This window comes from Solimonas aquatica, from assembly GCF_900111015.1.
GTDB classification, from domain to species: Bacteria; Pseudomonadota; Gammaproteobacteria; order Nevskiales; family Nevskiaceae; genus Solimonas; species Solimonas aquatica.
Genome location: NZ_FOFS01000001.1, coordinates 340,368 through 366,366 on the forward strand (window position 1 = coordinate 340,368; position 25,999 = coordinate 366,366).

The window sequence follows — 25,999 nt, forward strand, 5'->3', positions numbered from 1 at the left end:
CATGGCGGGTGACATTCGCGTGCTGGTCCGCCGCGGTGCCGACATGGTCGAGTGGTTCGACGACGTGGCACGCCTGCGCGCCGAGGTCTTCCGCGCTTTTCCCTACCTCTACGAGGGCGACGCCGAGTACGAGAAGCATTACCTCGCCACCTATGCCCGCTCGGCAGGCAGCGTGCTGGTGCTCGTGCTCACCGGCGACGCGGTGGTGGGGGCATCCACCGGATTGCCGCTAGGCGAAGCCGAACCGGCCTTCCAGGCGCCGTTCCTCAACCGAGGCATCCCGGTGGAGGAGGTGTTCTACTGCGGTGAATCCGTCCTGCTCCCGGCGTTCCGCGGACAGGGCCTTGGGCATCGCTTCTTCGATGAGCGTGAGGCGCATGCCCGTTCGCTGGGTGGCATCCGCTGGACCTCGTTCGCATCGGTGAATCGGGCAAGCGATGCCCCACGGCGGCCGGCCGATTATCGCGGCAACGACGTGTTCTGGACCCGCCGTGGGTACACGCGGCAGCCGGACATGCAGGTAAGGCTGCCGTGGAAACAACTCGGCGAAGCGCACGAATCCGAGCAGATGCTGACGATGTGGCTGCGTCCACTGGAGGCCGGGCAATGAAGATCGCCGTCGCCAAGTACGCGGTTGGCAACCCCGCCGACTTCGAGGCCTTTGCCGCACGCCAGCGCCAGATCCTGAGAGAAGCATGCGGTGCCGGCGTCGAACTGGCCGTGCTGCCCGAATACCTGTCGCTCGAACTGGCGTCAACGTTCGCGCCCGAAATCAGCCGCGACTTGAACGCTTCGCTGGCCGCGCTGCAAACGCTGCAATCCGAGTGGCTGGCGCTGTACGCCGACCTGTCGCGCGAGCTGCGCCTGGTCATCCAAGCCGGCACGTTCCTGACCGAAGTCGCCCCGGGACGCTATCGCAACCGCGCGTGGTGGTTCGCCCCGGACGGCACGCGCGGCTATCAGGACAAGCTGCAGTTGACCGGATTCGAGCGGGACGCTGGCGTCATCGAGGGCGGCGACGAACTCAAAGTCTTCGACTTGGCGGGCGTGCGCGCCGGCATCGCTGTCTGCTACGACAGCGAATTCCCCTTGCCCGTGCGCGCCCAACGCGAAGCCGGCGCCCGTTTGCTGTTGGTGCCGAGCTGCACGGACACGCAGGCGGGCGCGACCCGGGTGCGCGTCGGCTGCATGGCCCGCGCACTGGAGAACCGGATGTTCGTCGCGCAGGCGGTCACCACCGGGACCGCCGACTGGAGTCCGGCCCTGGATACGAATACCGGCGAGGCCACGATCTACGCGCCGATGGACCACGGCTTTCCCGATGACGGCATCCTTGCGACGACCCGCGGCGGGCAAACGTGGGCGATCGCCGATCTCGACATCGACGCGCTCGAACGCCACCGCGCGCAGGCCCAGGTGGCCGTCGACCTCGATTGGGATGGCCAGATGGCGCCGGCATTCCGGCAGGCCCGGCATTCTTGACCGGCAATTCCTTTCACCCCGCACACCACCCCGAACCCGAAGCGGAATGCCCGCCGCCAGGTTCACTCCAACCCGAGGCATGACCATGACAAAACTCCCCGTACTCGCCCTGCTGTGCTCTTCGCTGTTGCTGCCCCTCGCCGCGCATGCCGGCGATGGATGCGACGGCCTGCCGAACTGGCAGCAGCTCAAGCAGGCCCTCGCCAATGCCCGCAAGGACGCCAACGGCGGCTTCAACCTCGACATGTGGGGCACCGTGGTGGCGACCGACGGCACGGTTTGCGCCGTGGCCCATACCGGCGCCAAGGTCGGCGACCAGTGGCTCGGCAGCCGGGTGATTTCCGCGCAGAAGGCGAACACCGCGAACGCCTTCAGCCTGCCGGGCCTCGCCCTGTCCACCGCCAACCTCTATTCGGCCACGCAGCCGGGCGGCAGCCTGTTCGGCCTGCAGTTTTCCAACCCGGTCGATACGCAGGTAGCCTACGCCGGCAGTGCCGCGGACTTCGGCACGGCGAAGGATCCGCTGGTGGGCGCGCGGATCGGCGGCGTGAACGTGTTCGGCGGCGGCCTTGCGCTGTACGACGCGAAGGGAACGCGGGTGGGCGCGCTCGGCGTCAGCGGCGATTCCTCTTGCGCCGACCACAACATCGCGTGGAAGACCCGCCACGCGCTCGCGCTGGACTACGTGCCGGCCGGCGTCAGTCCCGCGAAGGACGACAACATCGTCTATCTCGACAAGACCGAGCAGGCCAATGGCTTCAAGCATCCGCTTTGTGGTGGAACCGAGGACAAGGTGACCCTGCCCCCGGTGCGAAAGCAGTAAGTTGAGCCACAACGGGCGGGCACAACCCGCCCTTGTGCAACGACCGGGAAGCCGCCGCATGACCACCATTGGAAGCACGCCAGAGACCACCACTGTGTACGGCATGCCGGCCGACCGGGCCGCGGCCGTGGACGAAGTGCATGCGCGCTCGCATCCGCTGCTCCAGCCCCCGCGCGGCCTACTGCAATTCGCCTTCAGCAACCAGCGCGAGCTCTCCAATGTCGCATGACCGCCTTGCTTGACCAGATCCTCCCAGGCCCCCGCCATGCCATACAGGCGCAGCTCTTTGAGCTCTTTGTCCAACTCACGCATGATCGGCCTCCTGCACGACAATGTCTGTGCGCAGGCTGTCGTAGCGCGCCGTGTCGGCCAGGGGGCTGGCTCACCTGCAGGATGGTCGCAACTGTCTCGGGCAGGGGCTGTGCCTGCAAGCGTGCCAGCACGTTGATGACGTGTTCGCAGCTCACAGCTTCGCAAGATCGAAGGGTAGAGCCTTGGGTATAAAGTGGCTCGTTTCTTCGGTCTTCTGGGGCGGTGACTTACGCGACCTGCAGTGTCGGATAGTCTGTATAGCCCTTGGCGCCACCTGCGTAGAACGTGTTGGAGTCAGGCGCGTTCAGCGGTGCCTTGGCCCTGATGCGTGCGGGCAGGTCCGGGTTAGCCAGGAAGGCGGTGCCAAAGGCCACAGCGTCAAGCTTACCTTCGGCAATAGCTGGCTCTGCCTCATCAGCGCTGTAACCCATATTGCCCACCAACACACCCTTGTACTTTTCACGCGCTACGGGCATGACATCGGCCTTCTGCACGCCGAAGAAATCGGCACGCATCACGTGCAGGTAGGCTAGCTTGAAGGCATTGAGCCTATCGGCCACGAAGCCGATGAGGGCCAGCGGGTCGCTGTCTTTCATGCTGTTGAAGCTGTTGAGGGGCGACAGGCGCAGACCCGCACGTTCGGAACCGATCGCCTGGGTCACGGCAGTGAGTACCTCGAACAGCAAACGTGCACGGTTTTCCAGCGATCCGCCGTAAGCATCGGTGCGCTGGTTGGGCGTGTCGCGCAGAAACTGGTCAATCAGGTAGCCGTTGGCGCCGTGTACTTCCACACCATCAAAGCCGGCGGCAATGGCGTTGCGTGCGCCTTGAGCAAACGCAGCCACGATGCCTGGAATCTCTTCGACGGTCAGGGGGCGGGGCACCGCGTGCGGCACCTTGCCTTGGGGCGTGTGGATCTCACCCTCAATAGCGGTGGCGCTGCTGGAGACAATGGGGGCGCCATCGGCAGCGCCAGGGTAGGCTGCGCGGCCAGCGTGCCAGATCTGCATGAAGATGCGTCCGCCCTTGGCGTGCACCGCGTCGGTCACCTGCCTCCAGGCTGCAATCTGCGCGTCGTTGTAGATGCCCGGCTCATTGACGAAGGCCGATGTACCGGGCGCCACCATGGTGCATTCGGAAATCAGCAGGCCGCCGGTGGCTCGCTGGCTGTAGTACTCGGCCATCAGCGCGTTGGGCATGTGGCCAGCGTCGGCACGGGCGCGTGTCAGTGGTGCCAGAAGGATGCGGTTGGGCAGGGTGAGAGAACCTACTTGAAGTGGATTGAATAGCATGTGGATGAAAACCCAGATTAGTGAACAGAAAACAGTGGTACTGCTAACAGTATTCCCAATTCTCTGACCTTTGAAAGGTCACTGAAGACCATTTTGGCAAGGCTGGTGCTTTTGCACCCAACGCACGATGTAGTAGACGCAAGTGAGTAGGCCTTTGCTTCCGACAGTTTCGCGGCGGTCTCCAGCCGTACATACACCAAACGCCTCTGGTCATCCACCGCGTCGCAACTCCCTGACACCCCGGCCCAGCTTACGGCGCAACAGGGCCCGCAGGGTCACCCCATCCGAGTACCCGACCTGTGCGGCGACCTGGTCGACGCTGGCGTTCCCGGTGCGCAAGAGATGGACGGCATGCTCCACGCGCAGGTCCTGGAAATACGACAGCGGTGTCTTTCCCAAAACGCTTTGCAGCCGCCGCGCCAAGGTGCGCTCGCTTGTGCCCGCGGCGCTGGCCGCCTCGGCCAGCGAGAAACCCTGCGCGAGCCGACGTCTGGCCCAGCACTCGAAGCGCTCCACCATCGGGTCGGCATGCGCAAGGTGGTCGGGAATCACGAACTCGGCTTGCGAACTGCGTGCCTCGACCAGCAGATAGCGTGCCACCAGGGCAGCCAGCGCCGGACTGCGCTCCCGGATGATGCGCAAGGCCAAGTCGACGTGGGCCAAAGCGGCACCCGCGGTGGTGAAGCGTGTCGAGTTCACGATCATGCGTGACTCGTCCAGCGTGACGTTCGGATAGCGCTGCCGAAACATCGGCCCTAGCCACCATGACGTCGTCGCACGATGCCCATCAAGCAGGCCACTCTCTGCAAGCAAGAAACTACCGGAGCAGGCGGCACCAAGATGCGCGCCAGCGGTGGACCACTGCTGTAGCGCCGCGACCGCGTCGGGCACATCGGGGCGTGTGAGTCGAGCCGAGAGCGTGTCAGGCATCTTGTCGCCAAACGCTGGCACGAGCACGACGTCTGGTTCGGGCACACCATGCGCAGTGACCACGGGGACCGTCAAGCCTTGCGCGGTTCGGATGCGACGCCGCACGCCCACCAGCGTGAGCTCTATGTGCGCGGGAGCCTGTGGCAGCGAGCCCGACATCGCATTGGCCAAGCCCACTGTGTCAGTGAGCGCCGCAAGCCCCAGATCAAACACGCCATCACAAACAAGGATGTGGAGTTTCATGGCAACAATGATATCAAAGCTGTCATTATTGCCTATAGAGATGGCTGTCATGAAGATTTAGATTGCAGGCTCGTCGATCCCTTCACCTAACCCATCTACCCAAAGGATTACAGCATGACCAAGCTCGCCCTGTTTGTTCGCCTCGAAGCCAAACCCGGCCAGGAGGCTGCGCTTGCCGACTTCCTGGCCAGCGCACTGCCGCTCGCCAACGCCGAGTCCGGCACCACTGCCTGGTTCGCATTGAAGTTTGGCCCTTCGACGTTCGGTGTGTTCGATGCCTTTGCCGATGAGGCAGGTCGCCAAGCACATCTGAACGGCCAGATCGCCGCGGCCTTGATGGCCAACGCCGCGACCTTGCTCAGTTCTCCGCCCAATATCGAGAAGGTCGAACTGCTTGCAGCCAAACTGCCTGCATGACAACCCGGCCTTGACCCAATCAGGTCACGCTGCAGGATGGGGGTCACACGGCCCTACGTGCGACCCCTCATTCGTGTGATGGCGAATGAGTTTCTCAATAGCCTCCTAGGAGCAGTGCCTGAGAAGGAGCTGTCCGTCGTGGACGGCCGCCCATGCTCAACTTGTTCCGAGGGCCTTGTCATGCAAGCATCCAGCAGGACAAAGCGCCATGAGCCCGACCAGCCCCTCCCTCTGGTTTACAGGCATGCCTGCAGCGCCCAAGAGCCACAGCAGGGCATCAGTTCACCTCTTGCCTCCCTATAGTTCACCTATCCGGTCTTTGCGGCCGCAGCCGGTCGACCGCTGAAAGCTGCAACTCTCAGAGGACAAGTTGGAGTGATGCCGAAACGGCACACTCCGCTGCAGGCTGCGCCCTCCCCTACCCCCGTGTATGGACGCGCCCCAAATAGCAAGGGGTGACGCTGTGTTTGATGGCGACAGTCGAGATTGCTGTCGTGTATCCGGCATCGTGATGGAGATCATGTCTCCGTGCCTTGATGGAATCCGCGGATCGGCACCCTAACGATAAGTCGAGCTCTTGGCTCTTCGAGGGTATCGGGTTGGGCCGACCGTGGTCTGACCATTTCGCCATCATCTGTCATCCCTACGCATCTCGGTAGCGGTCACACCTCCTGCAAGACTATCGGCCTTCGGTTTGCGAGGTCACGCCGCCGCCGGCATCCGCGCCAGCGGGTCGTATTTCTGTTCGCGGGCCAGCAAAGCCCAAATCGTCCTGGCATTCTTGTGAGCCAAGGCGACGGCAGCGATGTTTTTGTGACGTCGCCGCATGACCTGGACATGCCAAGCATTCTGGGCATCGGCTCGTCGCTCGGATGCGTGCAACGCTGAGCGAGCACCATGGATCAGGAGCGTACGCAGATAGACATCTCCTCGCTTACTGATGCCGAGCAGCTTCGGCTTTCCGCCAGTAGAGTGCTGTCGCGGCGTCAGGCCGAGCCAAACGGCAAGGTCTCGACTATTGCGAAACTGCCTGGCATCGCCGACCGTAGCCACCATCGCTGTAGCGGTTACCACGCCGACGCCAGGAATCGCCATCAGTCGCTGAGATGCTTCGCTTTCTACAAAACGGCGCGCACCTGCGCGCCGGCGCCCTACAAGCTGAGCATGTGATGCCGACCGACTTGCGCAGTACCACCACGGTAGCTGCGCACTGACGCCATCTGGCTGCGCAGCGGCGCCGACATCCTGCGCACTGGCACCAGATCGCTGCGCAGCGGCGCCAGCTTCCTGCGCACCGCCGCCACGTCGCTGCGCATCGGCACCAAGTTACTGCGCACCGTCGCCCTTGAGCTTGCGCATCGACTCGCCCTTGAGAGGGATTTTCAGGCTCGAATGCACCAGGCGATCGAGGATGGCATCGGCCAGCGCCGGATCGTTGATGAAGGAATGCCACTCCTTCACTGGCATCTGTCCCAGGATGATGGTCGAATGGCTGCCGACGCGATCATCCAGCAGCTCCATGAGGTCCGAGCGCCCCTGATTGGTGAGCGCGGTCAGGCCGAAATCATCGAGGATGAGCAACTGAACCTTGGCCAATTGGTTGCGGAGCTTGGTGATCGAACCGTCCTCGTGCGCGATCGCCATCTCTTCCAGCAGACGGCCGACGCGGCGATAGGCGACGGTAATGCCCCTGCGCGCCGCCTGCACGGCCAGCGCGCAGGCCAGCCACGTCTTGCCGGTTCCCGTGGCGCCGGTCATCAGCAGGTTCAGTTGCTTGTAGATCCATGCGCAGGTCAGAAGATCAGCGAAGGTTGCCTTGTCGATGCCGCGACTCGGCCGGAAGTCGATGTCCTCGGGCACGGACTGCACCTTGAGCTTCGCATTCCGCAGGATTCGCTTGTACCGCTGCGAATCACGGTGACTGGTCTCGGCGTCCACCAGCATCTGCAAACGCTGCTCGAAGGAAGCCCCCAGAAAGGCAGACTGCGACATCTGCTGATCCAGCGCTTCGGCCATGCCGAAAAGGCGCAGGCTGCGGAGCTGTTGGGCGGTGTTCATGATGGTCATCGGTATGTCCTCAGTGTTGGTAGTTTTCAGCGCCGCGCACGTTGCCGTGGCCCGGCATCGGGATGTCTTCATCCGAGGTTCCGCGCAGCGGCGCGCTTTCCATGCGCCGCTGCAGCATCGAACGCACGGAGACCACGGAGGTCGTCGAAATCCGGATCGCGCGGTGACACGCAGCGTTCAATCGGTCCAGGCCGTATTCGCTTTCCATGGCACGCAGGCCGCGAATGGCTTGAATGGAGACCGCCGGCCGCCGGTGGGCTTCGATGTGCCTTTTTACGAAGGCACTGATCCACGCCCCGGAACGATCAGCCCACGCGATCAGTTCGGCACCATCGTTTTGCGAATAGGCCTTGTGCGCCGCGGGCTGATGCTCGGGCGACGTGGTACAGCCGCCCGCGACGTTGCTCCGCAGGTGCGTGGCGATCGGGAAATTGTCGTCCCGGGCGTAGACCTCGATCTGCCGCGCGGTTGCGCTGATGCGTACCTTCGCTCCGATGTACGTGTACGGCACCGAGTAGTAATGCTGTTCGTAGACGACGTGGTAGTCCTGCGGCACCGTGACGTTGAGCTTCCAGTCGGAATACTCGTAAGGCAGCTCCGGCAGTGCCTTCAGCGCAGGACGGTCCAGTTCGTTGAAGAGCTGGTTCCGGCTCTTGCCGCCGTGCGCCCGCATGGGCTTGTCGTTCATGCGTACCAGCAGTTCCGCGATGGCGGCGTTCAGCTCGTCGATCGAAGTGAAAACTCGGTTGCGCAGACGCGCGAGAATCCAGCGCTGGGCAAAGCGCACCCCGACCTCGACCGCCGCTTTGTCCTTGGGCTTTCGAGCCCGCGTCGGCATCACGATGCAGTCGTAGTGCTGCGCGAGCCGCGAGTACGTGTAGTTGATGACGTGCCCCTCGGACGCGGTGATTCGATCGACCGCCGACTTCAGGTTGTCAGGGACCAGGAGCCGCGGGACGCCGCGATAAAACTCCAGAGCGCGGACGTTGGCTTCGCACCAGTCGTGCAGCCTTTGGGTTGCGGTCGCGTAGACAAAGGTCTTGCGGCTGGCGCCCATGACGGAGACGAACAGTTCCACGGGAGTGCGGACCCCTGTCGTCGGATCGAGAATGCTCGGGCGCTTGCCGGAGTAGTCGAGGAACAGGCGGTAGCCCGGCGCATGCGGCTGGCGCATGACGATGCCCAGCGAGCGCTGGTAGCTTTCCAGGCGGCGCCGAAACTCGGTCTCGGACATCGCGCCGTCGCCCGCGCCCCCGGCGTATTCCTCGTGCAACAGCAGCACGGTCACGCCGGGTTTGCACAGCTCGGCCTGTACGTAGGCAAAGTCCGGCTCGATGAAGGCCTTGCGCGCGAGTCGTCGCCCGTTGTTCAAGCGCTCTTCGAGCGTGCGGTCGGTTAGCACCGCTACGCCGTTCCAATCCAGCTCTTCCTCAGCCAGGCGAGCCCGATAGCGCCCCGCCGTGTTGGGAGAAATCTCCGCTGCCCGCCCCACCTCTCGATTGGAGAAGTCGGTGGTGAGCAGCAGGCGACACACTTCCTTCAGGTTCATCCTGCGTTCTCGTTGTCATTCACGTCCAGGTTGTGGGCATGAGGACCATCCTCACTCCGGTGTCAGGACAGAAAGCCGGCCGCTACGCCCGAAACGGGCAAACAGCCTTGACACCATCGGAAGCAGAAACGAGAATGCAGACTCAAGGTTCAGTTGAATGCTGCTCGAGACCCACGCCCGGCAAGGCGTGGGTTTTCTCGTTGTGCCGCCCGAAACATCTGCTACTGCAATCAGCAATACATCGCAGCGGGAGAGTTGCCCCCTCCCGTGCAATCGAGGATTCGCCCGAGCCCGGCGAGGCCGTCGTTTCCACTGCCTTCGGTATTGGGATAGCGATCCGGCCAAAGCTCTTCGGGCCGCACGCTCAGCTTGGCCGCGATCGCCGTCTCAATGCGCCGGGAGCGGCGATAGCCCTGGCTCACGCTGGTCACAGTCGTCCCGGCTACGCCGAGATCGCGTGCCACTTCTGCCAGCGAACTGCCGGCGATCCGAAGCCGCATCTTGATCCGCTCGTGTTGTTCCAGGGCTGGGCGCATGCGTGGTATCGTCGGGGGAAGTCCTGAGACTCACAATAGGCAGTTATGAGTAAGTTGTCAAACGAAGACGACAACCTCGTCATGGGCCGTCGCCTGATGGCGATCAGGGTCGCCAGCGGCCTGACGCAGTCAGATTTCGCGGACAAGCTCGGCCTGTCGTTGAGGGCATATGCCAATTACGAGCGGGGCGAGCGCGAAATGCCCACGGCCTTGTTCAAGTCGTTGGTCGACACTTTCCGCATCGATCCGCTGTGGCAGCTCAGCGGACCCGGCGAAGACCCGGTTCAATTCGGCGAGCGCGTGTTGGATATGGACCTGATGGAAGGCGTAATCCGACTCATCGAGGAGTGGCTGGTCAAGCATCGGCGCACACTCAAGCCCGACAAGAAGGCTCGGGTCATCCGACTCGGCTACGAGCACTGCGTTGCCAAGGGCGAGATCGACACCACGCATCTGCGAGAGATGCTGTCCGTGGCAGCCTGATCCGATGGATCACCGTCAAGACGACAGCGCGCCCACTGTCGATGCTCCGAATAGCGATGGTCTGGTTCCGGACTTCAGCAACAAGGTCGTGCCGCTGCGCCCCTGGACGCCGCCCAAGGCTCAGGAGCGGCTTGATCCCCGGCTGGAAGAGCTGCGCCGCATCCTCGCGCAGGCCAAGCCGGTAGCCGGCGAGCATTCTGACGACGAAGTGATCCGGGACGAGGACAGATTCCGTCGCCGATTCGGTCCCGGCTTCCGCTGGAACCGTCGAGATCGAATCGGGCTCATCGCTTTGAAGAAACGCTACGACCTGACCGACCCGGAGATCAAACTGTTCCAACACACCGGTAATCTGCGACGTACACCCTTCGGAGTGATCCTCACCGCCAGCCCCTGGGTTGCTCTGTGGGGGAGCGCCCAGATTGCCGTGTTCGGATTTCTGTTTCTCGTTCTGCTGCTCGCAGCCTGGCCGAAACTGGTCACAGCGCCCGCCGCCGCGATCAAGCCGGCACTCGCGCTGCTTGGATTGCTGGCGTTCTGCGTCGGGCTCTACTGGCTGTACGTGAAGCCGTGGCTGCTCAGGCGTCGTAAGGAGCGGGAGCGCGGCGACCAAGCCTCGTGAGGCGGGCATGTCACCTCACCACCCCGCCGCGGCTGTCGGCAGCGGCGCGCGCCGGATATCCGTCGCCTGCAATCAGGTTGGCAGGAAGTTTCTTCGGATGGTGGGTCTGCGGTACTCCAGATGTATGGCTGCGCCCCGCAGGTGGGCGCCGCGCGCCTCACACCAGAGCGCCTCGCCCTACTGCCCAGCATCCCTCCATCATTGTGCTGCTCTGCATCCTTTAAGATGTACGAAAGATAGTTCTTATTGACGCGGATATTCACGACAACATCCCATGTCCGACCCGACGCTCTGTACCGAAGAAGAAATCGCGCGGCTGGTCCACGCCTTCTATGCCCGCGTGCGGCAGGACGAAGCCCTGGGGCCGATCTTCAATGCCCATGTGGATGACTGGCCCCACCATCTGGCCAAGCTGGTGGATTTCTGGTCCGCGCTGCTGCGTGGCACCGGCCGTTTCGATGGCGCCCCGATGCCCAAGCATGCCGCGCTCCCCGACCTCCGCCCAGCGCTGTTCCAGCGCTGGCTGGAACTGTTCCGCGAGACAGCGGCCGAGCAGGAAAATCAGGCCATGGCGCAGCAGGCCTGCGAAATGGCGGGTCGCATTGCGCAGCGGCTGTGGGCGGGTTATCAGGTCAGCCGGGGCCAGCAGCCCGAAGCGCTTGCCTGAGCCGGCCGTCACTGGCCAATGGGCCATTCGCTCCGAATATTCCGTAGACAGAGTCTCTTTATGCGCCTGACCACGATGACCGACTATGCCCTGCGCCAGTTGATGTATGTGGCGCAGCAGCGGGACCGGCTGTGCACCATCTCGGAGATCGCGCAGGCTCACAACATCTCCAGGGCGCACTTGATGAAGGTCACGCACCAGCTCGGCCTGGCGGGCTGGATCGAAACCGTGCGCGGCAAGGGCGGCGGCATGCGCCTGGCGAAGCCACCGGGCGACATCAACCTCGGCGCGGTCGTGCGCCGGTTCGAGCCCGACTTCGATCTGGTGGAGTGCTTCTCCGTCGGCAGCCAGTGCCGGCTGACCAATCGCTGCCGCCTGGCGGGCGTGCTGAGCGGCGCGCTGCAGACCTTCATCGAACACCTGGATCGCCACACGCTGGCCGACCTTCTTCCGGGCAGCGATCTGCCCCTGCGGGATGCCCGGCGCCCAAGGATCAAGGTCGTCGTCCTCCGGAAAATCTGACGTCCGGCATGACGCTCGCGGACTGGTATCCCCCGATCAAGGCCGTGCACATGAGTCCGGCTGCGCTCAGTGTCGGCTGCCTCAACAGCTGACAGTCCGAGTGATATCGAATCAGTGACTTGCGGCGCGGGTATTGCGGTCCTCGTGACAATGCCGGAAGTCAACCGCCGACAAGATCGACGGGCGCCGACATTCAATGGCTAACAATTTGCTATCCAAGGCCTGATGGCCCGCTGCTGGCGCTAGGCCTTGGCGCGCATGCGCCGCGTCCGGACCGTGCCCCAGCCGCTCTTCATGACTACTTTGATGAAGGCCCACAGTCCGCTTTCGCGAGGATGCGGATCGGCCTCGTGGCGGGCCGGAATCTCGCCTCGTCGACTGCGTGCTCTGCTATCACGACTTCAGTAGGGTCAGGAGCATCAGAAAACCTACGCAAATTGCTGCCGAATGCAGAAATTCGACCAGCGAAGGCGGCACGATCAGAAAGAAGCCCTTGCCCTTGATCAGAGCCGAGAAGCTCGACACACAGAACGGCGTCAGGAACAGCCGGAAGGTCTGCCAGCGATTGGCGCTGAAGCGCAGCGAACCGCCGACGCTCAAGGTCAGCGCGATGCCGATCAGCACAGACAGCCCGAGCGCGTTCAACCACAAACCGGGAGAGGGGTCGAAGTGATGCACGGCCGTGCTCAAGTACCAGAGCAGGTAGCACCAGAGCACGGCTTTTCCAGGCGGCAGCGCCACGAGGTATCGGCGCCCTGCGGCGCCGACACTCGCAATCACCGCAAGATCTTTCATTCTTCCAGCGCCGATGCCGGACCGAAGAACTCGTAGTGGCACTGCGTATCCGGCACGCCAAGACTGCTCAGCGAGCGCTTGACCTGCGACATGAACGGCTTGGGGCCGACGAAGTAGACATCGATGTCGCGGTGCTCCGGCAGCCAGCCGGCGAGTTGAGACTCGCTGACGAAGCCGATGGCGTGGGCCTGATCATCGTGGCGTGGTTCGCTGTAGCAGAAGCGATGCCGGATCTGCTCGTGTCGCGCCGACAGGTCTTCGATCTGGCGTTTGAAAGCGTGAGCACCGCCGTGGCGCGCGTAGTGGATGAAGTGGATGTCGCGACCGGAGCCGAGCGCGGCTTCGAGCATGCTCAACGCTGGCGTGATGCCGACGCCGGCGGTGATCAGCGCCAGCGGTCGCGAGGAATCCTTCAGCGTGAACGCGCCAGCCGGCGGGAACAGTTCCAGCGTGTCGCCGACGCCGGCTCGATCGTGCAGATAATTGGACACCTGTCCGGCCGGCTCACGCTTGACGCTGATCCGGTATTCGTCGCCGTTGCCGAGCATCGACAGCGAATAGTTACGGCGGTGTTCGGTGCCGTCGATGACGACGCGCAGGCCGATGTACTGGCCGGGAACGAAGTCCGGCACCGCGCCGCCATCGGCCGGGCGCAGGTAGAACGAGGTGATCTCCTCGCTCTCCGCTTCCTTGCGCGAGACGGTGAAGGCGCGCGCGCCGCGCCAGCCGCCGGGCTGCGCTGCCGCATCGGCATAGGCCTGTTCCTCGGCACCGGTCAGCAGGCCGGCGAGTAGGCCGTAGGCTTCGCCCCAGGCCTCCAGCACCGCGTCGGTGGCGATCTCGGCGCCGAGCACTTCGCGGATCGCGCGCAGCAGACAAGTGCCGACGATCGGATAGTGCTCGGGCAGCACCCGCAGCGAAACGTGCTTGTTGACGATCTGCCCGACCAGTGGGCCGAGCGCATCGAGCCGGTCGATGTGTTTGGCGTACATCAGCACGCCGTTGGCGAGCGCCCTTTGCTGCTCGCCGCTGTGCTGGTGGGCCTGATTGAACAGCGGCCGGACCTGCGGATACTCATCGAGCAGAATCCGGTAGAAGTGCCGGGTCAACGCCTCCCCTCCGGTTTCGAGCAGCGGCACAGTGGACTTGACGATCTCGCGGTGTGCTTCGGACAACATGATCCTCTCCGAAATAGCGCCGCCGAAAAGAGCGGCCCGCCAGAACAGCCAAGAAGTAGGCCAGCCATAGTCACGAATGAAAACAGGTGTTTGTATATTTATGAGTCATAATGACTGTATCAAAGTTGGTGTCTTTATGACTTCAGTTAAATCAATATGACATCCGACGGTCTGCTGGCAGCGCTGCTGCCGATCATCGACGATCTCGCTCGCGAATTGCCGGATCAGGAGCGCTACCGGCGCCTGCTCGGTGCTTTGCGTGCGCTACTGCCTTGCGACGCGGTGGCGCTGCTGCGTTTGGAGCAGGACCAGCTCGTCCCGCTCGCCGCCGAAGGGCTGCATGATGAGGTGATGGGCCGCCGCTTTCGTCTCGACGAACATCCGCGACTCGCCGCGCTGATGCAGAGCCGCGGCGGCATGCGCTTTGCCGCCGACAGTTCGCTGCCGGACCCGTATGACGGCTTGATCGACACGCCAACAGGCGTGCTCACCGTGCATGACTGCATGGGCTGCCCGATCCACATCGATCAGCGTCCCTGGGGCGTGGTGACGCTGGATGCCCTCGACAGCGCGCGCTTCCATGCGCGTGACGTGCAGAAGCTCGATGCCTTTGCACGGCTGGTCGCGGCTGCGGTCAAGGCTTGCGAACGATTCAATGACCTCAATCGACGGATCGAGGACGAGCATCAACTGGCCGAACGTTATCGGCAGGCAGCGTCACCGGATGCGCCGCCGACGCTGATCGGACAGAGCCCAGCGTTCCGCCGCCTACTCGATGAAATCCGCATCGTCGCCAGCAGCGATCTCACCGTGCTGGTCAGCGGCGAAACCGGTACCGGCAAGGAACTGGTCGCGCAGGCCATCCACGCACGCTCGGTGCGCGCGCAGCGTCCGCTAGTCAGCGTCAACTGTGCTGCCTTGCCCGATGCGCTGGTCGAGTCCGAGCTGTTCGGTCACGTACGCGGGGCGTTTTCCGGCGCGGTTGGCAAGCGCAGCGGAAAGTTCGAGCTGGCCGACGGCGGCACGCTGTTTCTCGATGAAGTCGGCGAACTGCCGATGAGCATGCAGGCGAAGCTGCTGCGCGTGCTGCAAAGTGGGCAATTGCAGCGTGTCGGATCGGATCAGGAACACCGCGTCGACGTGCGGATCATTGCTGCAACCAACCGTGATCTCGCCGAAGAAGTCCGCAAGGGTCGGTTTCGCGCCGACCTCTATCATCGGCTCAGCGTGTACCCGTTGCGTGTGCCACCGCTGCGCGATCGTGCGCGCGACGTGCTGTTGTTGGCTGGCAATTTTCTCGAGCAGAACCGCTCGCGCTTGCGTCTGCGCAGCCTGAGGCTGGCAGGAGAATCGCAAGGCTCGCTGCTGGCGTATCAGTGGCCCGGCAATGTCCGCGAACTCGAACATCTGATTGGCCGTGCTGCCTTGAAAGCGCAGGCTAAGGCGGCCGACGCATCGGTGGTCAGTATCGAGCCTGAGCATCTGGATTTGCCGCGATTGTGCATGCCCCCCAGGCCGGATTCGCCGCCCTCCGCCGAGCCGCAGGGGATGATGACGCTGCGCGAAGCGGTCGATCGCTATCAGCTCACGCTGGTGCGATCGACGTTGCAACGCCACGACGGCAACTGGGCCGCCGCAGCCAGAGAGCTAGGTCTGGACCGTGGCAATTTGCGCCGGTTGGCGCAGCGTCTGGGGTTATCGGATCGCAGTGCGCCTGTTTGATCCTTCGAGGTCGGCGCTTTTACTTGAGTTTTGTAGGTGAAGCTTTGTCAGCTGACGGATCAAATTTTGTCGACAGTTAGGTAAAACCTTGTCACCTGTTGGGTGTCCCGACACTCTGCGGCATGCTATTCACCGCGCGTGGCCTGGGCGTTCTCCTCGGCATTGACACGGCGATGGCGCCGCGCACGCGCAGGGTCAGTGTGGTCATCGACACCGCGCTGTTGACGGCAGCCCTGCTGCTGCTCGTCATGCTGCGGCTCAACCCGCTGGTCGTGCCCTGGCTGCAAATGAAGCTCGGCCTGCTCGCGGCTTACATCGGCTTCGGCACGCTGGCGCTGCGGCGGGCTCGGACTCGCGGCGGCAAGGCGGCGGCTTACGTGGCCGCGCTGCTGTGCTTCAGCATGATGGTCGCGGTGGCCCGCACGCACGATCCCGCTGGGTTTCTGACGGTTTTCCGTGGAGCAGGTTCATGAGATGAGGCCGTCGGGTTCGATGGTTTCCGGCACGCCGGGAACGGCCAGATGGCTCGCGTCATCCAATGCACAGGAACCCATCAGGCACCGAACCTCAAACCCGCCATGCCGAGCGCAGCCCCTGACACCGCTGAATTGCCGGATTCCGCACTCGCGCAGCGCATCGCCGCCGGGGATGGCGTCGCGTTCGGGCAATTGATGCGGCGCTACAACCAGCCGCTGTACCGCACCGCGCGCAGCATCCTCAAGGACGACGCCGAGGCGGAGGACGCGCTGCAGGACGCCTGGCTGCAAATCTACCGCGTCATCGGCGGCTTCCGTGGTGAAGCCCGGCTCCTGACGTGGCTGACGCGCATCGTCGCCAACGAGGCCCTCGCGCGCCTGCGCAAGCACAAGCGCCGCGCCGAGATCATTCCGATCGCCGGCGATGCGCTACAGGACGTGCCCACCGAGGAGGACCCGATGTTCGCCCATGCCGCCGACACCGCCGAACCGCCGGAAACGGGTGTGCTGCGTGACGAGTTGCGACGCCTGATCGAACGCAGGATCGACGGCTTGCCCGACGCCTTCCGCACCGTGTTCGTGCTGCGCGAGCTGGAGGAGATGACCGTGGAGGAGGTGGCCGCCAGCCTCGGCATCCCGCCCGCCACCGTGCGCACGCGCTACTTCCGGGCCAAGGGCCTGCTGCGCGAGGCGCTCGCCCGCGAGATCGACTTCAACCTCGAAAACGCCTTCGGCTTTGCCGGCGAGCGCTGCGACCGCATCGTCGCGGGTGTGCTGGCGCGGCTGGGGCACCCGCTTCCGGGCACAGGCCCGCTTTCACCCACGGAGAGACGACATGTCTGATACGCAAATCCCTTCTACCCTCATTGACGTCGGCGGTTCGCGCCGTTCATTCCTCAGGCGCTCGGCGCTGCTCTCGGGTGCCGCCGTCGCCCTGCTTGGCGGTGTGCCGCTGCGCGGGATTGCGGCGCACAACGACGCTCAGGCCAGCAGCGACGTCAACATCCTCAATGTCGCCCTCGGTCTCGAACACGAGGGCATCGCGGCCTACCAGATCGGTGCCGGCAGCGGCCTGCTCGACAAGCCGACGCTCGCTGTCGCCAGCCTGTTCCTGAGTCACCACGAGGGCCACCGCGAGGTGCTCATGGGCGCCATCAAGAAAATGGGCGGCACGCCGGTCGCGGCCAAGACCACGGACGAGTACAAGGCCAGCGAGAAGCTCAACGTCAAGGCGATCAAGACCGCCGCCGATGTGTTGCGCCTCGCGCAGCGTCTGGAGTTGGGCGCGGCGAACGCCTACATCGGCGTGATGCCGAGCTTCACCGACCGCAGCCTGTCGCAGGTCGCGGGTCGTCTGATCGCCGACGAAACCATGCACTGGACGGCGCTGACCCAGGCGCTCGGCGAAGCGCTGCCCAAGCCGACGCTCAGCTTCGGCGCCTGAGGCCGGATGCGATGGCGGCAGGCTCGGGCCGCCATCGCCCCTACAACATCCTGGAGGCATCCATGCGCATCCATCGCGGGATCGGGCTGCTCACGGCGACCCTGCTGCTGCCGCTGGTGTCGTCGGCCGCAGCCGACGCCAAACGCGGCGAAAAGCTTTACACGGGGCGCTGTGGCGCTTGCCACTCGATCGCCGACAACGGCGCCGGACCGCGACACCGCGGCCTGTTCGGCTGCAAGGCCGGCACCCAGGCGGGCTTCAATTACTCCGATGCCCTCAGGAAGTCGGGCATCGTCTGGGATGACCAGACGCTCGACCGCTGGCTGGCCGATCCCAACAAGATGGTGCCGGGCAACAGCATGGCGGTGCAGTTGGCCAGCGACCCCACTGACCGCGCCGACCTGATCGCCTGGCTGCGCGCCGCCACGACGGGCGAAGGCAGTTGCCAGCGCGCCGGCAGCGCCGGGCAGGGACAGTCCGCCGCCCACCGGTGATGGCGATCCGCCTGGCCCAGGAATCCACATGCCCGACAACGCACGCCTGACGACTCCCGACGGCACCCCGTCGGCCACTCGATCGCCTGCGTCGGACCGCATCCGACAGCGGCTGCTTGCGGCCGGTCAGCGCCACCACGCCAACGACAACATCTCGTCCTTCATCCGTCCCGGCGAACTGGGGGAACTCCGCCGGGAAGTCGAGGAGAAGATGCAGGCGGTGCTGCACGCGCTGGTGATTGACACCGACAGCGATCACAACACAACGGACACGGCCCGGCGGGTGGCGAAGATGTTCGTCGGCGAGGTGTTCCGTGGCCGCTACGAGCCTGCGCCACCGGTGACGGAGTTCCCGAACATCTCGCGCCTCAATGAGCTGATGATCGTCGGTCCGATCAAGGTGCGCAGTGCATGCTCGCATCACCTCTGCCCGATCCTCGGCAAGGTCTGGATTGGCGTCATGCCCAGCGCATCCTCAGCCCTGATCGGCCTATCCAAGTACGCACGTCTGTGCGAATGGATCATGAGCCGCCCGCAGATCCAGGAAGAGGCGGTGATGATGCTCGCCGACGAACTCGAACAGCGCATGCAGCCGGACGGCCTGGCCGTGGTCATGGAGGCCAGTCACTTCTGCATGCACTGGCGCGGCGTCAAGGACGACGGCTCGCTGATGACCAACTCGATCATGCGCGGCGCGTTCCTGAATGATGCTGCGCTCCGGCGCGAGTTTCTGGGACTGCTGAGCAAGCACGAGCGCTGAAGCCTCAGAGCGCTACTGCGCGCTCCGGTGCTTGCTTTGTTGTACGCCTGACTTGTATAACATATATCGAAAATGTATCTTACTAAAGGGAGGAGTTTCCTATGCAAGGCTTGGCATGGAGTCTGTCGCTCGTTCTGATGGCGGGCGTCGCCCTCATCTTCCTTCGGGTTGTTGCGGGAGCCAGCCAGCCGGGCGGCGATGCCGGCACGATTGCCGCCGCGGGCTACCGCTGGCGCGACCGGCTGTTCTGGGTCGTGATCGTGGCGGGTGTCGCGATTTCCTTCGCGACGCTGAGGAAATGGCCGATCCCCGGCCACGCCGCAGCAGCGGCTACACCCGACGTGATCGTTCGCGCGGTCGGACATCAGTGGCGCTGGGAACTTGACCGCGACACCGTCCGGCCTGGAGAGCTGGTGGAGTTTGAAGTCACCTCGGCTGACGTGAACCACGGCTTTGCGATCTATAGACCAGAAAAGTCCCGCATCCTTGCGCAGGCGCAGGCCATGCCCGGCTACACCAACAAACTGCAGGTGCGTTTCGACGAGCCGGGCGACTACGAAGTGCTGTGCCTCGAATACTGCGGACTCGCGCATCACGCCATGCGCGCCGTGATCAAGGTCCGCGCAGACTCGTGAAAGGGGAGAACGCCATGAACACCACCACCCAGCCATCTCCCGACACGTCCACCGCCAGGCTCGCGTTCCAGCTCTATGCCGCAATCGGGATCGCGGTCTTTCTGCTCATGATGGTCGGCGGCGCCACGCTGCGCGCCACGCAGGCCGCCTGGATGCCCTTGGCGCCGAATTTCGCCTACCAGCTGCTGACCCTACATGGGGCGGGGATGGTCGGCACCGCCGGCCTCGCCGGTGCGGCGGTCATGTGGTATTTCCTGCGCCGCCACGTTCCGCTCTCGACCGGCATGTTCCTGGCCATGCTCGGCCTCTCGCTGGTTGGCGTGGTGATGATCCTGGCGGCGATCGGCCTCGGCGGCTATGCGGGCGCCTGGACCTTCCTCTACCCGCTGCCGGCCAAGGGCATGGTCTGGGGCGTGCACGCGGCGGCCGGGTTCGCCGGTGGGCTCGTGTTGATCGGCGTCGGGTTCCTGCTGTTCTATCTGGACTGCGCGCTGGCGCTTCTCAAGCGCTACGGCAGCCTCTGGCGCGCGCTGGGCCTGAATCAGTTGTTCGGCTCCGGGCCGCTGGACAAGTCGCATCCGCCGACGGTGGTGGCGAGCACGATGGTGATCATCGTCAACGTGCTCGGCATCCTCGCCGGCGCAGTGGTGCTGATCATGACGCTGGTCAATCTCTACCTGCCGTCGGTGACGTTCGACCCGTTGCTGATGAAGAACCTGATTTTCTTCTTCGGACACGTCTTCATCAACGCCACGATCTACATGGCGGTGATCGGCGTCTACGAGATCCTGCCGCGCTACACCGGACGACCGTGGACGATCAGCCGCCCCTTCCTCGCGGCCTGGCTCGCGATCACGCTGATGGTGATGGCGGTGTATCCGCACCATCTGCTGATGGACTATGTCCTGCCCAAGTGGATGACGGTCACCGGCCAGGTGCTGTCGTATTGCAGCGGGATTCCAGTGCTGCTGGTGACCGCCATCGGCACGCTGGTCAATATCCACCGCTCGGGCATCAAATGGGATCTGCCCTCGCGCCTTCTGGTGTTCTCCATTTTTGGCTGGTCAGCGGGCGTCATTCCGGCGGTCATTGACGGCGTGGTGCGTGTGAACCTGGTCATGCACAACACCCTGTGGGTGCCGGGACACTTCCACTTCTACTTGCTGCTGGGCCTGCTGCCGATGCTGCTCGGCACACTGTTCTGGGCCTGCACGCGCAGCGGCTGGAAGGAAAGCGCGCTCGACCGCGCCGCGTTCTGGACCTACGGCGTGGCGGGCACAGGGTTTTGCCTGGCCTTCCTTTTCGGTGGCATGCACAGCGTGCCGCGGCGCTTTGCGGTGTATGACCCGGCCTGGATCGGCATCGCCCAAGTTGGCACTGTCGCGGCAACACTGGTGCTTGCTGCCGCCGTCATCCTCGGCCTGCGCTTGCTCACGCGCTTGCCTCGGGCCTCGCTGACGGCGTAGGCGCCGGATGAGCGTACTGCGGACCGCGATCGTCGCCACGCTGGTCTGCGTGGCCGGCGTTGCGGTCGCGCACCGGGCTACCGACGGCTTCGCCGCGTTCACACTGGAATCGGCCCGGCGCCTACAGGCGCTGCGCGCGCCGGCTCCGGTTCCAGACCTCGCGCTCCAGCTTGCCGATGGCGACCAGGTACGGCTCCATGACCTGTCCCGCCCAGTGCTGCTGGTGGATTTCATCTATACCCGCTGCATGACCTATTGCCAGGCGCTCGGCTCGGTCTACGCGCGTCTGCAGCAGCGCCTTGCACCGGAGATTGCCGTTGGAAAGGTGCAGCTGCTGTCGGTGAGCTTCGACCCTGAACGCGATGACCCTGCAGCGCTGCGTGCCTACCGCAAGCGCCACAGTCGCGAGGCAACGGGATGGGTGCTCGGCCGTCCCGTTGGGCCACCGGGCCGGCAGGACTGGCTCCGCGCCTTTGGCGTGGTGGTGATTCCCGACGGCCTGGGCGGTTACGCCCACAACGCGGCAGTGCAGGTGATCGGGTCGGACCGCAAGCTCGTCGCGATCCTCGATTACAGCGACCTCGACGGAATCGTGAAAATCGCCCGCGAGCTCGCCGAGGTCGCCCCGCGTGATGTGGCCGCACGCTGACTCGCGCCGGTGGCTGGCGGCCGCCGTGGCCCTGTGGCTTGCACTGGCGACGCCGCCGCTGCGCGCCTCGCTCGAATCGAGCATGGCGTGGCACATGCTGATGCAACTGCCTCTGCTCGCCGGCGTCGGGTACCTTGCCGGCGTAGCGTGGTTGCAGGCGCGGTCGGGCAGCGTGGCGGCGCGCACGCTGAAAGGAACCCAGTCGTTCAACGCCGGCGGCGCCACCGGCATCATCGCCGCGAGCTTTGCGATGCTGTTGTGGATGCTGCCGCGCGGCCTCGATTTGGCGCGACTCGATGTCGCCATCGATGCGCTCAAGTTCGCCACCGTTCCGCTTGCGGGCTTGGCCATCGCCCTGTCCTGGCCGCGCCTTCCCGTCATCGCGCGCGCGGTGGTGCACCTGGAAGTGATCGCGACCTTCTTCCGCTTCGGCTGGGGCTATCTCACCGCCGAGCAGCGGCTGTGCCTCGCCTATCTGACCGACGACCAGGCGCGCACCGGCGAACTCCTGCTCTGGTTCGGCGCGATCTACGCAGCGGCGGTGACGTGGCGACCGCTGTTCGGCCCCGCGCCACGCCAGCAGCGTGAACTGGACAAGACCGCGTGACGACTTCGGCCTGACAGGACGCACCCACCGCGTCGGGCGCCGCAGATCCGTTCGAGTTGCTGGATGATCGGGTTGGAACCGATTCGACCATCGTGCTCAACGCGATGCCGATCAAAGGACTGGAACAGGGATTCATCAATGATCCGGCGCCGGCCCACGTGGACCGCGGTTCAACGAGCCGCTGTTCGCGATCATGATCGTGGCCGGCAGCCGACTGATCCTTTTCTTGGCGAGCCTCCTTGCAAGACTGCCGCCGTTGCCGCATAGCTTCGCGGCCTACCGCACCATCCTGATCCGATCTACGCACCGCTCAACTCACTGGCGTCAGCAGATCAGCTACAACGGCGTGACTGCGCAGTTCTGTTGGCGATCCCTGCTCAACTACCTGACAGTCTGTAGCTTTCTCTGTGCCAGCGAGCAATCTGTCGATCGAGCTCATCAATCCGATCCTGGATTTCGCCCAGGTGATGCAGCTGAATATCGACCAACTGCCGAAACGTACCTGGCAGCGCCTGGTCCATCATCGCCGAACGTAGGCGCGGGATGTTCTCGATGCCCCTGGCCACAACGATGCCGAATTCCGCGAGTAGCCCTCGGACTTGATTCGCCATCGCTGTACGGGCACGCACGAATCCCTGCCGAACTCGATGTACCGACAAGATGGATTGCTGCTCCGTCGTCTTTACCGGTACGAACCGCATGCCCGGTCGCCCCATCGCCTCACAGATCGCTTCCGCGTCGGCTGCGTCTGTCTTGTTCCGCTTCACGAACGGTTTGACATATTGTGGCGCAATCAGCCGGACTTCATGGCCCAGCTCGCGCAACTTGCGAGCCCAGTGATGCGCGCTACCGCACGCCTCCATGCCAACCGTACACGGAGGCAGCTGCGCAAAGAACTCCGCTACCTGCCCGCGCTTCAACGCCTTGCGTAGCACTGCACGGCCGTCTTCATCAGCGCCGTGCACCTGAAAGACCGACTTCGCTAGATCCAGCCCAACCGCTGTAACCTTCTTCATGGACGCCCCTCCATAGTAGGGAGACTACACACACCTCCCACTCTGGCACTTCGATGCCGTTAGAAGGAGGGCGCGTCCATTCCATTGATAATGGTCCCTAACCGATCCCCCTGAAGGCCAACGCTAGGGGGACCCCTTGGCGGCCATTATCGCGGGCTGGCGTCTCGCCCTGTGAGACAGGCCATTGCGAGACTGCGGCTACGTCCTAAATTTTTTTGGGCCTGTCGGCGCTGACCGTCAGCTACTACCCGATCACACGACAGTCGCACGAGGAAATGGTCGCACGCAGCAAAGACCGACCGACGGGGAGTGCCCCATGACATCGACACAAAAGATTGCGCCGGTTCACGGATGGAAGCTGCGCGCACTCATGGCCGTTTCGGAATGGCTGGCACTGCTTGGCATCAGCACGACTTCGGCCAAGGCTCTGAAAATGCGAATGGAGAAGAGAGCTGCCGCTGTGCCTGCAAACTGGATGCTGCGGCCGATGCCGGAAACCGGCGTGGAACGCGACACGCTGCGCGGACGTGGGGGGGGGGCGATTCCGGTGAAGCGTTTCCTGCCGCGCATGCCGAAGGCCAACGCTACCCCCATCCTGTTTCTACACGGTGGCGGTTGGATTGCCGGTGGTGTCGACTCGCTCGACTACCTCTGCACGAATCTCTACGATCGCCTCGGTACCATCGTGATTGCGGTGGGCTATCGCCTGGCTCCTGAGCATCCTTTCCCTGCGGCACTCGAAGACTGTTGAGCATCCTTTCCCTGCGGCACTCGAAGACTGTGAGGATGCGCTGGATGCGCTGCTGGCCAGTTCCCATCTCGTCGATGTCGTGGGTGACAGCGCCGGCGGCAATCTGACTGCGGCATTGAGTCTGCGCAGACGCGGACAAGTAGGGATTCGCAGGCAAGTGATCATCTATCCCTTCCTCGATTTGACGGGATCGTCGCCATCCATCCGCCCACCACGGCACGGATTGTCCGACGGTGACATGGAAAGGATCTGCGATGCGTATCGCGGCGAAGCTGCGCTCACCAATCCGTTTGTCTCGCCGTTGCATGCGCCTGATCTGCGCGGACTACCGCCTGCAGTCATCGTGACAGCCGACGCCGACCCTCTGCGCGACGATGGCATCCGCTACGCGGAACGTCTGCGCGAAGCCGGTGTACCGGTACGCTTCGAGAACTACATCGGCATGCCGCATGCCTTCCTTTCCATCGCCAGCATCTGCCCTGCCGCACCGGTCTGCATCAGCATGCTCGTCGACGAACTGCAGAGGTGAAGAACTGAAATGAAGGCTCAAAAGCAAAGATTCAAAGGCCTGCGCCTTACTGCGCTGTACGCGATGATGAACGTGATGCGCAGTCTGGGCATGGGTCATACGCCAGAGAAGGCAATCGCCCAGCCGGTCGCCGTACGCAAAGCCATGCGGGCAGCAAGTTGGACGACGATGCCCCCGCCAAAGGAAGTGCGAATGGAGCTTGGCTCGATCTCCGGCCGCTCGGGTCCAATCGCCATCAAGAAATACCTTCCGCCCAAGCTCGATCCAAAGTGTCCCTGGGTTTTGTTCCTGCACGGTGGAGGCTGGATCCACGGCGGCCTCGATACCCTTGACCATCTCTGCGCCAGTGTGAGCCTGCAGGCGGCCTGCATGATCGTGTCCGTCGACTATCGCCTAGCGCCGGAAACACCGTTTCCGGGCGGTTTGGAGGATTGCGACGATGCACTCAACTGGTTGGCCAACGACTCGTCGTTGGGACCGATGCCAGCTGCAGGCATTGTCGTCATGGGCGAAAGCGCCGGTGGCAACCTTGGCGCCGCGCTCTGCGTGCTGAGCGCGCGACGCGGATATCCAGCGATCAGCAAGCAGATTCTGATCTACCCCGCACTTGATCTGACCCTGGGTTCGGAGTCCTGGAATATTGATCAGCCAGGACTGGAGCGGGACAACGTCGTCCGTGCGCTCGTCCTGTACACCGGCAAGACGCCGCTGACCGATCCGCTGCTGTCACCTCTATTCGCCGAGAATCCTTCTGCGCTTCCGCCGGCGCTGATTCTCACGGCCGACATCGATCCAATCCGCGATGACGGCCCGCGTTTTGCGCGCAAACTTAATGACGCGGGCGACGGCGCCCGAGTCGTAAACTACATCGGCATGCCGCATGGCTTTTTCTTTGTGCCTCGCATCGCCTCTGGCGCAAAAGAAGGGATTGCGGAAATCAGCAAAGACATCCGGGCGATGGCAAGAGGCTGATTGCAACCCGTTGGGCGATATTTTCAGGTAGCAGACCGGAGCGCCGGGGCGTGGAGCCAGCCGCGCCACCACCGCAGACGGCCGCTTTCGGGCGGTAATTCTCGCAGTGTCTATGACTGCGTTGGGCTGATCAGCGACTAACGCTGAGGTGCCAGTTGCCGTCTTCGAAAATGACCGCTTCTGAGATGCTCGGATGAAGGCCTAAGGACACATGCGTATATGGGCGGGAGAAGCGAAGTGGCCCTCTCGTTTGCTCGGCCTCCTGCAACTACGTGATGCCTATGCATGCCAGCATGAGTAGGCTTGCTCACCAGCATCAAACCTTTTCACGGCGTCCAGGCGCGACCCTACTCCCAGCTTCGAGTAAAGATTCCTTCGATGAAACTTGATGGTGTTGATTGACACCCCCAACGCCCTTGCACTCTCGAGAGCGTTCAACCCTTCACGCAAGGCTTGGAAGACAAGCTTCTCACGGTTCGTCAGAGCCTCCACCTTTACTCTGAAGGTGCCACGCAAACGAATCCCAGCAGATGACATCGAAGCTTCCCGGTCAGAAACAT

Annotated in this window: 29 protein-coding genes and 4 pseudogenes; 22 read left to right on the forward strand and 11 right to left on the reverse strand. The window is 63.7% G+C overall.

Features of this window, described 5'->3' with window-relative positions; all coding sequences use genetic code 11:
• The first annotated feature begins 1 nt into the window (after position 1).
• The 4 genes and pseudogenes from BMY12_RS01465 to BMY12_RS19840 form a co-directional block, all read left to right on the forward strand.
• Positions 2 to 610 carry a GNAT family N-acetyltransferase gene (locus BMY12_RS01465; protein WP_093281023.1) on the forward strand — a complete coding sequence of 203 codons (609 nt, stop codon included), beginning with the start codon at positions 2 to 4 and terminating at the stop codon, positions 608 to 610.
• Positions 607 to 1,482 (forward strand): carbon-nitrogen hydrolase family protein, encoded by an 876-nt coding sequence (locus BMY12_RS01470; protein ID WP_093281026.1) that lies wholly within the window; start codon positions 607 to 609, stop codon positions 1,480 to 1,482. The genes BMY12_RS01465 and BMY12_RS01470 overlap by 4 nt, the downstream gene beginning before the upstream one ends.
• A gap of 85 nt (positions 1,483 to 1,567) precedes the next feature.
• Positions 1,568 to 2,305, forward strand: coding sequence for a GlcG/HbpS family heme-binding protein (locus BMY12_RS01475; RefSeq protein ID WP_093281633.1), 738 nt, complete (start codon positions 1,568 to 1,570; stop codon positions 2,303 to 2,305).
• A 58-nt stretch (positions 2,306 to 2,363) separates the two neighbouring features.
• Positions 2,364 to 2,510: pseudogene (locus tag BMY12_RS19840) on the forward strand (DUF3422 domain-containing protein); the annotation flags it as partial.
• Between the two features lie 99 nt (positions 2,511 to 2,609).
• Here the strand turns inward: BMY12_RS19840 and BMY12_RS20560 are convergent.
• From BMY12_RS20560 to BMY12_RS01485, 3 genes and pseudogenes are all read right to left on the reverse strand, one after another.
• Positions 2,610 to 2,772: pseudogene (locus tag BMY12_RS20560) on the reverse strand (IS21 family transposase); the annotation flags it as partial.
• 72 nt (positions 2,773 to 2,844) lie between these two features.
• Positions 2,845 to 3,909 carry an alkene reductase gene (locus BMY12_RS01480; protein ID WP_093281028.1) on the reverse strand — a complete coding sequence of 355 codons (1,065 nt, stop codon included), beginning with the start codon at positions 3,907 to 3,909 and terminating at the stop codon, positions 2,845 to 2,847.
• 210 nt (positions 3,910 to 4,119) lie between these two features.
• Complete coding sequence (locus BMY12_RS01485) at positions 4,120 to 5,133, reverse strand: GlxA family transcriptional regulator (protein WP_093281031.1); 1,014 nt, start codon at positions 5,131 to 5,133, stop codon at positions 4,120 to 4,122.
• Between the two features lie 63 nt (positions 5,134 to 5,196).
• On the opposite strand from BMY12_RS01485, the gene BMY12_RS01490 reads away from it, so the two are divergent.
• Positions 5,197 to 5,499 carry a putative quinol monooxygenase gene (locus BMY12_RS01490; protein WP_007182542.1) on the forward strand — a complete coding sequence of 101 codons (303 nt, stop codon included), beginning with the start codon at positions 5,197 to 5,199 and terminating at the stop codon, positions 5,497 to 5,499.
• Between the two features lie 702 nt (positions 5,500 to 6,201).
• Here BMY12_RS01490 and BMY12_RS01495 read toward each other — a convergent pair.
• The 4 genes and pseudogenes from BMY12_RS01495 to BMY12_RS01510 all read right to left on the reverse strand — a co-directional run.
• A pseudogene (locus BMY12_RS01495) lies at positions 6,202 to 6,618 on the reverse strand (IS110 family RNA-guided transposase); the annotation flags it as partial.
• Between the two features lie 207 nt (positions 6,619 to 6,825).
• A complete protein-coding gene (gene istB, locus BMY12_RS01500; RefSeq protein WP_093281036.1) occupies positions 6,826 to 7,566 on the reverse strand; it encodes an IS21-like element helper ATPase IstB in 741 nt (246 codons plus the stop codon).
• Between the two features lie 10 nt (positions 7,567 to 7,576).
• Complete coding sequence (gene istA, locus BMY12_RS01505) at positions 7,577 to 9,115, reverse strand: IS21 family transposase (protein ID WP_093281038.1); 1,539 nt, start codon at positions 9,113 to 9,115, stop codon at positions 7,577 to 7,579.
• A 230-nt stretch (positions 9,116 to 9,345) separates the two neighbouring features.
• The gene (locus BMY12_RS01510) at positions 9,346 to 9,651 is read right to left on the reverse strand and encodes a helix-turn-helix domain-containing protein (RefSeq protein ID WP_218140023.1); all 306 of its coding nucleotides are present in this window, start codon (positions 9,649 to 9,651) and stop codon (positions 9,346 to 9,348) included.
• Between the two features lie 45 nt (positions 9,652 to 9,696).
• On the opposite strand from BMY12_RS01510, the gene BMY12_RS01515 reads away from it, so the two are divergent.
• The 4 genes from BMY12_RS01515 (at position 9,697) to BMY12_RS01530 (ending at position 11,945) form a co-directional block, all read left to right on the forward strand.
• On the forward strand, positions 9,697 to 10,134 hold the full coding sequence (locus BMY12_RS01515) for a helix-turn-helix domain-containing protein (protein WP_143068802.1): 438 nt from the start codon (positions 9,697 to 9,699) through the stop codon (positions 10,132 to 10,134).
• A gap of 4 nt (positions 10,135 to 10,138) precedes the next feature.
• Positions 10,139 to 10,756 carry a hypothetical protein gene (locus tag BMY12_RS01520; protein WP_093281041.1) on the forward strand — a complete coding sequence of 206 codons (618 nt, stop codon included), beginning with the start codon at positions 10,139 to 10,141 and terminating at the stop codon, positions 10,754 to 10,756.
• Between the two features lie 274 nt (positions 10,757 to 11,030).
• Entirely contained in the window at positions 11,031 to 11,423 is a 393-nt protein-coding gene (locus tag BMY12_RS01525; protein WP_093281043.1) for a group III truncated hemoglobin, read from the forward strand.
• A gap of 60 nt (positions 11,424 to 11,483) precedes the next feature.
• On the forward strand, positions 11,484 to 11,945 hold the full coding sequence (locus BMY12_RS01530) for an RrF2 family transcriptional regulator (RefSeq protein WP_093281046.1): 462 nt from the start codon (positions 11,484 to 11,486) through the stop codon (positions 11,943 to 11,945).
• 393 nt (positions 11,946 to 12,338) lie between these two features.
• On the opposite strand, the gene BMY12_RS01535 is transcribed toward BMY12_RS01530, so the two are convergent.
• Positions 12,339 to 12,740 (reverse strand): hypothetical protein, encoded by a 402-nt coding sequence (locus BMY12_RS01535; protein ID WP_218140024.1) that lies wholly within the window; start codon positions 12,738 to 12,740, stop codon positions 12,339 to 12,341.
• Entirely contained in the window at positions 12,737 to 13,918 is a 1,182-nt protein-coding gene (gene hmpA / locus BMY12_RS01540) for an NO-inducible flavohemoprotein (protein WP_093281048.1), read from the reverse strand. The genes BMY12_RS01535 and hmpA overlap by 4 nt, the downstream gene beginning before the upstream one ends.
• A gap of 156 nt (positions 13,919 to 14,074) precedes the next feature.
• Here hmpA and norR point away from each other — a divergent pair, with 156 nt between their 5' ends.
• The 10 genes from norR (at position 14,075) to BMY12_RS01590 (ending at position 22,171) form a co-directional block, all read left to right on the forward strand.
• Positions 14,075 to 15,640, forward strand: a complete 1,566-nt coding sequence (gene norR, locus BMY12_RS01545; RefSeq protein ID WP_093281051.1) for a nitric oxide reductase transcriptional regulator NorR — start codon at positions 14,075 to 14,077, stop codon at positions 15,638 to 15,640.
• A gap of 95 nt (positions 15,641 to 15,735) precedes the next feature.
• Positions 15,736 to 16,113 (forward strand): SirB2 family protein, encoded by a 378-nt coding sequence (locus tag BMY12_RS01550; protein ID WP_366516773.1) that lies wholly within the window; start codon positions 15,736 to 15,738, stop codon positions 16,111 to 16,113.
• A gap of 48 nt (positions 16,114 to 16,161) precedes the next feature.
• The gene (locus BMY12_RS01555) at positions 16,162 to 16,959 is read left to right on the forward strand and encodes an RNA polymerase sigma factor (protein ID WP_218140025.1); all 798 of its coding nucleotides are present in this window, start codon (positions 16,162 to 16,164) and stop codon (positions 16,957 to 16,959) included.
• Positions 16,952 to 17,560: a ferritin-like domain-containing protein gene (locus BMY12_RS01560; RefSeq protein ID WP_093281059.1), complete on the forward strand. Its 609-nt coding sequence runs from the start codon at positions 16,952 to 16,954 to the stop codon at positions 17,558 to 17,560. The genes BMY12_RS01555 and BMY12_RS01560 overlap by 8 nt, the downstream gene beginning before the upstream one ends.
• Positions 17,561 to 17,622: 62 nt before the next feature.
• Positions 17,623 to 18,054, forward strand: a complete 432-nt coding sequence (locus tag BMY12_RS01565) for a c-type cytochrome (protein ID WP_093281643.1) — start codon at positions 17,623 to 17,625, stop codon at positions 18,052 to 18,054.
• A 28-nt stretch (positions 18,055 to 18,082) separates the two neighbouring features.
• On the forward strand, positions 18,083 to 18,814 hold the full coding sequence (gene folE / locus BMY12_RS01570) for a GTP cyclohydrolase I (protein WP_093281061.1): 732 nt from the start codon (positions 18,083 to 18,085) through the stop codon (positions 18,812 to 18,814).
• Between the two features lie 101 nt (positions 18,815 to 18,915).
• Positions 18,916 to 19,449 carry a cupredoxin domain-containing protein gene (locus tag BMY12_RS01575; RefSeq protein WP_093281064.1) on the forward strand — a complete coding sequence of 178 codons (534 nt, stop codon included), beginning with the start codon at positions 18,916 to 18,918 and terminating at the stop codon, positions 19,447 to 19,449.
• 14 nt (positions 19,450 to 19,463) lie between these two features.
• Positions 19,464 to 20,915, forward strand: a complete 1,452-nt coding sequence (locus BMY12_RS01580) for a cbb3-type cytochrome c oxidase subunit I (RefSeq protein WP_093281066.1) — start codon at positions 19,464 to 19,466, stop codon at positions 20,913 to 20,915.
• A gap of 7 nt (positions 20,916 to 20,922) precedes the next feature.
• Positions 20,923 to 21,564 carry an SCO family protein gene (locus BMY12_RS01585; RefSeq protein WP_093281067.1) on the forward strand — a complete coding sequence of 214 codons (642 nt, stop codon included), beginning with the start codon at positions 20,923 to 20,925 and terminating at the stop codon, positions 21,562 to 21,564.
• Between the two features lie 25 nt (positions 21,565 to 21,589).
• Entirely contained in the window at positions 21,590 to 22,171 is a 582-nt protein-coding gene (locus BMY12_RS01590) for a hypothetical protein (RefSeq protein ID WP_143068803.1), read from the forward strand.
• Positions 22,172 to 22,569: 398 nt separating this feature from the next.
• On the opposite strand, the pseudogene BMY12_RS01595 reads toward BMY12_RS01590, so the two are convergent.
• Positions 22,570 to 23,187: pseudogene (locus BMY12_RS01595) on the reverse strand (IS110 family RNA-guided transposase); the annotation flags it as partial.
• A 316-nt stretch (positions 23,188 to 23,503) separates the two neighbouring features.
• Here BMY12_RS01595 and BMY12_RS20750 point away from each other — a divergent pair.
• From BMY12_RS20750 to BMY12_RS01610, 3 genes are read left to right on the forward strand one after another with little or no spacing between them, the layout of a single operon-like run.
• A complete protein-coding gene (locus BMY12_RS20750; RefSeq protein ID WP_093281646.1) occupies positions 23,504 to 23,938 on the forward strand; it encodes an alpha/beta hydrolase fold domain-containing protein in 435 nt (144 codons plus the stop codon).
• Entirely contained in the window at positions 23,877 to 24,467 is a 591-nt protein-coding gene (locus tag BMY12_RS01605; RefSeq protein WP_093281076.1) for an alpha/beta hydrolase, read from the forward strand. Before BMY12_RS20750 ends, BMY12_RS01605 begins: the two co-directional genes overlap by 62 nt.
• A 9-nt stretch (positions 24,468 to 24,476) precedes the next feature.
• On the forward strand, positions 24,477 to 25,439 hold the full coding sequence (locus BMY12_RS01610; RefSeq protein ID WP_093281079.1) for an alpha/beta hydrolase: 963 nt from the start codon (positions 24,477 to 24,479) through the stop codon (positions 25,437 to 25,439).
• A 279-nt stretch (positions 25,440 to 25,718) separates the two neighbouring features.
• On the opposite strand, the gene BMY12_RS20865 is transcribed toward BMY12_RS01610, so the two are convergent.
• Complete coding sequence (locus tag BMY12_RS20865) at positions 25,719 to 25,976, reverse strand: response regulator transcription factor (protein ID WP_093281081.1); 258 nt, start codon at positions 25,974 to 25,976, stop codon at positions 25,719 to 25,721.
• Between the last annotated feature and the right edge of the window lie 23 nt (positions 25,977 to 25,999).

Excerpts from the sequence above, each read along its gene's own strand:
- BMY12_RS01465 (WP_093281023.1), top strand. The coding sequence starts at position 2 with ATGGCGGGTGACATTCGCGTGCTGGTCCGCCGCGGTGCCGACATGGTC.
- BMY12_RS01470 (WP_093281026.1), top strand. The coding sequence starts at position 607 with ATGAAGATCGCCGTCGCCAAGTACGCGGTTGGCAACCCCGCCGACTTC.
- BMY12_RS01475 (WP_093281633.1), top strand. The coding sequence starts at position 1,568 with ATGACAAAACTCCCCGTACTCGCCCTGCTGTGCTCTTCGCTGTTGCTG.
- BMY12_RS01480 (WP_093281028.1), bottom strand. The coding sequence starts at position 3,909 with ATGCTATTCAATCCACTTCAAGTAGGTTCTCTCACCCTGCCCAACCGC.
- BMY12_RS01485 (WP_093281031.1), bottom strand. The coding sequence starts at position 5,133 with ATGACAGCCATCTCTATAGGCAATAATGACAGCTTTGATATCATTGTT.
- BMY12_RS01490 (WP_007182542.1), top strand. The coding sequence starts at position 5,197 with ATGACCAAGCTCGCCCTGTTTGTTCGCCTCGAAGCCAAACCCGGCCAG.
- istB (WP_093281036.1), bottom strand. The coding sequence starts at position 7,566 with ATGACCATCATGAACACCGCCCAACAGCTCCGCAGCCTGCGCCTTTTC.
- istA (WP_093281038.1), bottom strand. The coding sequence starts at position 9,115 with ATGAACCTGAAGGAAGTGTGTCGCCTGCTGCTCACCACCGACTTCTCC.
- BMY12_RS01510 (WP_218140023.1), bottom strand. The coding sequence starts at position 9,651 with ATGCGCCCAGCCCTGGAACAACACGAGCGGATCAAGATGCGGCTTCGG.
- BMY12_RS01515 (WP_143068802.1), top strand. The coding sequence starts at position 9,697 with ATGAGTAAGTTGTCAAACGAAGACGACAACCTCGTCATGGGCCGTCGC.
- BMY12_RS01520 (WP_093281041.1), top strand. The coding sequence starts at position 10,139 with ATGGATCACCGTCAAGACGACAGCGCGCCCACTGTCGATGCTCCGAAT.
- BMY12_RS01525 (WP_093281043.1), top strand. The coding sequence starts at position 11,031 with ATGTCCGACCCGACGCTCTGTACCGAAGAAGAAATCGCGCGGCTGGTC.
- BMY12_RS01530 (WP_093281046.1), top strand. The coding sequence starts at position 11,484 with ATGCGCCTGACCACGATGACCGACTATGCCCTGCGCCAGTTGATGTAT.
- BMY12_RS01535 (WP_218140024.1), bottom strand. The coding sequence starts at position 12,740 with ATGAAAGATCTTGCGGTGATTGCGAGTGTCGGCGCCGCAGGGCGCCGA.
- hmpA (WP_093281048.1), bottom strand. The coding sequence starts at position 13,918 with ATGTTGTCCGAAGCACACCGCGAGATCGTCAAGTCCACTGTGCCGCTG.
- norR (WP_093281051.1), top strand. The coding sequence starts at position 14,075 with ATGACATCCGACGGTCTGCTGGCAGCGCTGCTGCCGATCATCGACGAT.
- BMY12_RS01555 (WP_218140025.1), top strand. The coding sequence starts at position 16,162 with ATGGCTCGCGTCATCCAATGCACAGGAACCCATCAGGCACCGAACCTC.
- BMY12_RS01560 (WP_093281059.1), top strand. The coding sequence starts at position 16,952 with ATGTCTGATACGCAAATCCCTTCTACCCTCATTGACGTCGGCGGTTCG.
- BMY12_RS01565 (WP_093281643.1), top strand. The coding sequence starts at position 17,623 with ATGCGCATCCATCGCGGGATCGGGCTGCTCACGGCGACCCTGCTGCTG.
- folE (WP_093281061.1), top strand. The coding sequence starts at position 18,083 with ATGCCCGACAACGCACGCCTGACGACTCCCGACGGCACCCCGTCGGCC.
- BMY12_RS01575 (WP_093281064.1), top strand. The coding sequence starts at position 18,916 with ATGCAAGGCTTGGCATGGAGTCTGTCGCTCGTTCTGATGGCGGGCGTC.
- BMY12_RS01580 (WP_093281066.1), top strand. The coding sequence starts at position 19,464 with ATGAACACCACCACCCAGCCATCTCCCGACACGTCCACCGCCAGGCTC.
- BMY12_RS01585 (WP_093281067.1), top strand. The coding sequence starts at position 20,923 with ATGAGCGTACTGCGGACCGCGATCGTCGCCACGCTGGTCTGCGTGGCC.
- BMY12_RS20750 (WP_093281646.1), top strand. The coding sequence starts at position 23,504 with ATGACATCGACACAAAAGATTGCGCCGGTTCACGGATGGAAGCTGCGC.
- BMY12_RS01610 (WP_093281079.1), top strand. The coding sequence starts at position 24,477 with ATGAAGGCTCAAAAGCAAAGATTCAAAGGCCTGCGCCTTACTGCGCTG.
- BMY12_RS20865 (WP_093281081.1), bottom strand. The coding sequence starts at position 25,976 with ATGTCATCTGCTGGGATTCGTTTGCGTGGCACCTTCAGAGTAAAGGTG.